Below are 5,689 nucleotides of genomic sequence, written 5' to 3' on the forward strand. Positions count from 1 at the left end.
TAGTAGACCCCGACCCCCAGGTTGACCTTGCCGGGCCGGGTGTCGGCGTTGAACGCCTCGGTCAGGCCGAGGATGGGGTCACGGGGCGCAAGTTCGACCGCAGCAAACAGGCTCTGGCTCATCTTTTCAGTCAAGGCGTTGATTTGTCTGGAGAAAAACAGGAGGTAACAAAAGCGGGTGCTTAGTTTTTGTGCACTGCACTAGCTTTTCGAGGGGGGTTCGGGCGATAATGGCGGATTGGCCGAAGGTCCGGGCACAGATCAGGGTACTGGATGTTTACCCATGGGTCTGGTCAGGGTCGGCGGTGCCGGCAGACCCAGTCCTGAACGCAGCGCGGTTCAGACCGGGAGCCCTGATGAATCAACACTTTACCACGCAGCCTTACCGCCCCCCGAACTGATGGCCGAGCCGGCGCGCAGCGCCCCCCACCTGCTGAGCTTCCCCGGAAGCCCCTTCCAGCTGCACCAGCCGTTTCCCCCGGCCGGTGATCAGCCGCAGGCGATCGACCGCCTGGTGGAGGGCCTGGCCGACGGCCTGAGCTATCAGACCCTGCTCGGGGTCACCGGTTCGGGCAAGACCTACACCATGGCCAATGTGGTCGCCCGCACCGGGCGGCCCACCCTGGTGCTGGCGCCCAACAAGACCCTGGCCGCGCAGCTCTACGCCGAGATGCGCGAGTTCTTCCCGGCCAACGCCGTGGAGTACTTCGTCTCCTACTACGACTACTACCAGCCCGAGGCCTACGTCCCGCAGCGCGACCTGTTCATCGAGAAGGACTCGTCCATCAACGAGCACATCGAGCAGATGCGCCTGTCGGCCACCAAGTCGCTGCTCGAGCGCCGCGACACCATCATCGTGGCCACGGTCTCGTGCATCTACGGCATCGGCAACCCCGCTGACTACCACGCCATGATCCTCGTGCTGCGGGTGCGCGATCGCCTCTCGCAGCGCGACATCCTGCAGCGGCTGGTGGCCATGCAGTACGCGCGCAACGACACCGACTTCACCCGCGGCACCTTCCGCGTGCGCGGCGACACCATCGACATCTTCCCGGCCGAGCATGCCGAACTCGCGGTGCGGGTCGAGCTCTTCGACGACGAGATCGAGAGCATCCAGCTCTTCGATCCGCTCACCGGCCGGGTGCGCCAGAAGATTCCGCGCTTCACGGTGTACCCCTCGTCGCACTATGTGACGCCGCGCGCCACGGTCATGCGCGCCATCGACACCATCCGCGAGGAGCTCGCCGAGCGCCTGAAGTGGCTCTACGAGCAGGGCAAGCTCGTCGAGGCGCAGCGCCTGGAGCAGCGCACCCGCTTCGACATCGAGATGCTTCAGGAGCTCGGCTTCTGCAAGGGCATCGAGAACTACACCCGGCACTTCTCGGGCGCGCGTCCCGGTGATCCGCCTCCCACCCTGGTCGACTACCTGCCGTCCGATGCGCTCATGATCATCGACGAGAGCCATGTCACCATCGGCCAGCTCGGGGGCATGTTCCGGGGCGACCGTTCCCGCAAGGAGACCCTCGTCGAGTACGGCTTCCGGCTTCCCTCGGCGCTCGACAACCGGCCGCTGCGCTTCGAGGAATTCGAGGGCAAGGTGCGCCAGTGCATCTTCGTGTCGGCCACGCCGGCCGACTACGAAGGGCGGCAGTCCGGCCAGGTGGTCGAGCAGGTGGTGCGGCCCACCGGCCTCATCGATCCCGAGGTCCAGGTGCGTCCGGCCACCAGCCAGGTCGACGATGTGCTCTCCGAGATCAACCTGCGGGTGGCCGCCGGCGAGCGGGTGCTGGTCACCACGCTCACCAAGCGCATGTCCGAGGACCTCACCGATTACCTCGGCGAGCACGGCGTGCGGGTGCGCTACCTGCACTCCGACATCGACACCGTCGAGCGGGTCGAGATCATCCGCGATCTGCGCCTGGGCGTGTTCGATGTGCTGGTGGGCATCAACCTGCTGCGAGAAGGTCTCGACATTCCCGAGGTCTCGCTGGTGGCCATTCTCGATGCCGACAAGGAAGGCTTCCTGCGTTCCGAGCGCAGCCTCATCCAGACCATCGGCCGCGCGGCGCGCAACCTCAATGGCAGCGCCATCCTCTATGCCGACCGCGTCACCGAGTCGATGGAACGCGCCATGGGTGAGACCCGTCGGCGGCGCGAGCGGCAGGTCGCCTTCAACCAGCAGCACGGCATCGTGCCGCGCGGCGTGGTCAAGCAGGTGCGCGAACTCATCGACGGCGTCTTCGACCCGCAGCAGGCTCGCGATCAGGCCGTGGTCATCCAGGATCAGGTCCGCTACGACACCCTCGGCGAGAAGGCCGCCGCCAAGGAGATCAAGCGTCTCGAGAAGCTCATGCTCGAGCACGCCCGCAACCTCGAATTCGAGCAGGCCGCGCGTGTGCGCGACCGGCTTGCCACGCTCAAGCAGCAGGTGTTCGGCGCTGTCGGCGGTGCCGACCTCGCGCCATTGCCGCCCAAGGCCGCCTAGCGCGCCCGAGCCTGCCAACCCATACCACTCCCATTCAATTTCTTCTTCGGAAACTCACATGGCTAAGAAGGAACCGATCTCGCTGGCAATGAACACCCGGGTGCTGTTCGTCTGCATGGGCAACATCTGCCGCTCCCCCATGGCCGAGGGCGTGTTCCGGCAGATGGTGCGTCAGGCCGGTCTCGAGGATGTGGTCAAGGTCTCCTCGGCGGGCACCCATGGCTTTCACGCCGGTGAAGCCCCCGACAAGCGTGCGCAGGCGGTCACTGCCAAGCGCGGCGTGGACATTTCGGGCTTGCGCGCCCGCAGCGTGCTCGAGAAGGACTTCGACGAGCACGATCTCATCCTCGCCATGGACTGGGACAACCTCTCGGCCCTGCAGCAGCTCGCGCCCAAGCGTGCCCACCACAAGCTGCAGCTGCTGATGCGCTTTGCCACCGAGCACGAGACGGCAACCATCGCCGATCCGTACTACGGCAACGCCCAGGGTTTCGAGCCCGTGCTCGACTGCATCGAGGACGCTTGCGCCGGCCTGCTCGAGCTCGCCAAGCGCCGGGCCACCCAGGTGGCCGCTGCCTGAGCGGCCCGCGGAATCGATCCGCCCCGTGCCCTGATCGGGCCGGGGCGCGCCGGCTGAGGCCGGCCCTGGTGTCCAGCCTGTGCCGCTCCGGGGGCCAGGGTGAGCACCTGCGCTCCCATCGTGCACGTACGGTGTCGTCGTTGACCGGTGAGCAGGCCACGCCCAGTGAATTCGCGCGTGCCCGGTCCGTCGCAAAATGACTACAGAGTTCTCTGGGGCCCGCAGAGGGATTACTTGATCAGCCTGATCGGGATATACTGTCCTCGTCTTGTCTAGGACAAACCAACCCTCTACCCATCCCGGATTCTTGACAGATTTACTCGGATAAAGGTAGAGTCCACCCGTCACACAGGCCGTCTCACAAGGGAATCGCCATGCGTCTGACCACCAAGGGCCGCTTTGCCGTCACAGCCATGATCGATCTGGCCATGCGCCAGCATCAGGGTCCCGTCACGTTGGCCGGCATCAGCCAGCGCCAGAAGATCTCGCTGTCCTATCTCGAGCAGCTCTTCGGCAAACTGCGGCGTCATGAACTGGTCGAAAGCACCCGTGGCCCCGGTGGCGGCTACACCCTGGCCCGCAGTGCCAAGGATGTCACCGTGGCGGACATCATCTTCGCGGTCGACGAGCCCATTGACGCCACCCAGTGCGGCGGCAAGGAAAACTGCGTGGAAGACGGCCAGTGCATGACCCATGAGCTCTGGTCCAACCTGAACAAGAAGATCGTCGAGTTCCTCGACTCGGTGACGCTCGCCAACATGGTCGAGCAGCAACGCTCGCGCGAAACCCGCCAGGCGCCGCGCCAGATCTCGGTGCTGCGTGAGCATCGTGCAGCCCTGGAGTTCCCCACCTCCACGCTGCAACCCATCCGCGTCGACGGCACCCGCCTGACCAACACCTGAGCGGTTGCGCGCGCCTTTCCCGGAGAGCCCTGTGATCCACCTGCCTATCTACCTCGACTACTCGGCCACCACCCCGGTCGATCCCCGGGTGGTGGACAAGATGCTGCCCTACCTGCGCGAAGACTTCGGCAACCCCGCGTCGCGCAGCCACGCCTACGGCTGGGCAGCCGAGAAGGCGGTTGAAGAGGCACGCGAGGCGGTCGCCGAGCTCGTCAACTGCGATGCCCGCGAGATCGTCTGGACCTCCGGCGCCACCGAGTCCATCAACCTGGCACTCAAGGGCGCCGCGCAGTTCTACAAGGATCGCGGCCGCCACCTCATCACCGTCAAGACCGAGCACAAGGCCACGCTTGACACCATGCGCGAGCTCGAGCGCCAGGGTTTCGAGGTCACCTACCTCGATGTCCTCGAGAACGGCCTGATCGACATGGCCGCGTTTCAGGCGGCGCTGCGCCCGGACACCATCCTGGTGTCGGTGATGTTCGTGAACAACGAGATCGGCGTCATCCAGGATATCGCGGCCATCGGCGAGATCACCCGGGCCCGCGGCATCGTGCTGCACGTGGATTCCGCCCAGGCTACGGGCAAGCTGCCGATCGATCTGGCTGCGCTGAAGGTCGATCTCATGTCCTTCTCGGCCCACAAGACCTACGGCCCCAAGGGTATGGGCGCGCTGTTCGTGCGGCGCAAGCCGCGGGTGCGCATCGAGGCGCAGATCCATGGCGGCGGGCACGAGCGCGGCTTTCGCTCCGGCACGCTCGCCACGCACCAGATCGTGGGCATGGGCGAGGCCTTCCGGATCGCCCGGCTCGAGATGCACACCGAGAACGAGCGCATCCGCATGCTGCGCGATCGCCTTTTCGCGGGCCTGTCCACCATGGACGAGGTCTTCGTCAACGGCGACATGGAGCGCCGGGTGCCGCACAACCTCAACATGAGCTTCAACTATGTCGAGGGCGAGTCCATGATCATGGCGATCAAGGACCTGGCGGTGTCCAGCGGCTCGGCCTGCACCTCGGCCAGCCTGGAGCCCTCCTATGTGCTGCGCGCCCTGGGTCGCAGCGACGAACTCGCCCACAGCTCCATCCGCTTTTCCATCGGCCGTTTCACCACCGAGCAGGAGATCGATCAGGCCGTGGCCCTGATCACCAGCAAGGTGGGCAAGCTGCGCGAGATGTCGCCGCTCTGGGAGATGGTCCAGGAAGGCATCGACCTGAACACCGTCAAGTGGGCGGCGCACTGATTTCCCTCTTTCCCCGGCGGCAGGCCTCGAGCCGAACCGCCTCTGGCTGCACGGAGCACTGAACATGGCATACAGCGAAAAGGTCATCGATCACTACGAGAACCCGCGCAATGTGGGCGCGTTCGACAAGGACGACGACAGCGTGGGCACCGGTATGGTCTGCGCCCCGGCCTGCGGCGATGTGATGAAGCTGCAGATCAAGGTGAACGACGAGGGCGTCATCGAGGACGCGCGCTTCAAGACCTACGGCTGCGGTTCGGCGATCGCCTCGAGCTCGCTGGTCACCGAGTGGGTCAAGGGCAAGACCCTCGACCAGGCGATGGCCATCCGCAACACCGAGATCGCCGCCGAGCTGGCCCTGCCGCCGGTGAAGATCCATTGCTCCATCCTGGCCGAAGACGCCATCAAGGCCGCAGTGGAAGACTACAAGGCCAAGTCGCAGACCGCGTCGCACTGAACGGCGCCGTACCATGGCCGTTA

The 5,689-nt window shown here is 65.4% G+C and carries 5 protein-coding genes; all 5 read left to right on the forward strand.

Annotated elements, in window-relative coordinates; translation table 11 throughout:
* Nucleotides 1-399: 399 nt before the first annotated feature.
* A complete protein-coding gene (gene uvrB, locus AC2H6A_RS17385; RefSeq protein WP_484274979.1) occupies nt 400-2,484 on the forward strand; it encodes an excinuclease ABC subunit UvrB in 2,085 nt (694 codons plus the stop codon).
* 88 nt (nt 2,485-2,572) lie between these two features.
* On the forward strand, nt 2,573-3,064 hold the full coding sequence (locus tag AC2H6A_RS17390) for a low molecular weight protein-tyrosine-phosphatase (protein ID WP_484274983.1): 492 nt from the start codon (nt 2,573-2,575) through the stop codon (nt 3,062-3,064).
* Between the two features lie 374 nt (nt 3,065-3,438).
* Nucleotides 3,439-3,966, forward strand: a complete 528-nt coding sequence (gene iscR, locus AC2H6A_RS17395; RefSeq protein WP_484274980.1) for a Fe-S cluster assembly transcriptional regulator IscR — start codon at nt 3,439-3,441, stop codon at nt 3,964-3,966.
* Between the two features lie 31 nt (nt 3,967-3,997).
* Nucleotides 3,998-5,209 carry an IscS subfamily cysteine desulfurase gene (locus AC2H6A_RS17400; RefSeq protein WP_484274981.1) on the forward strand — a complete coding sequence of 404 codons (1,212 nt, stop codon included), beginning with the start codon at nt 3,998-4,000 and terminating at the stop codon, nt 5,207-5,209.
* 64 nt (nt 5,210-5,273) lie between these two features.
* Complete coding sequence (iscU, locus tag AC2H6A_RS17405; RefSeq protein WP_484274982.1) at nt 5,274-5,666, forward strand: Fe-S cluster assembly scaffold IscU; 393 nt, start codon at nt 5,274-5,276, stop codon at nt 5,664-5,666.
* Nucleotides 5,667-5,689: the final 23 nt, after the last annotated feature.

Source organism: Quisquiliibacterium sp. (assembly GCF_982640115.1).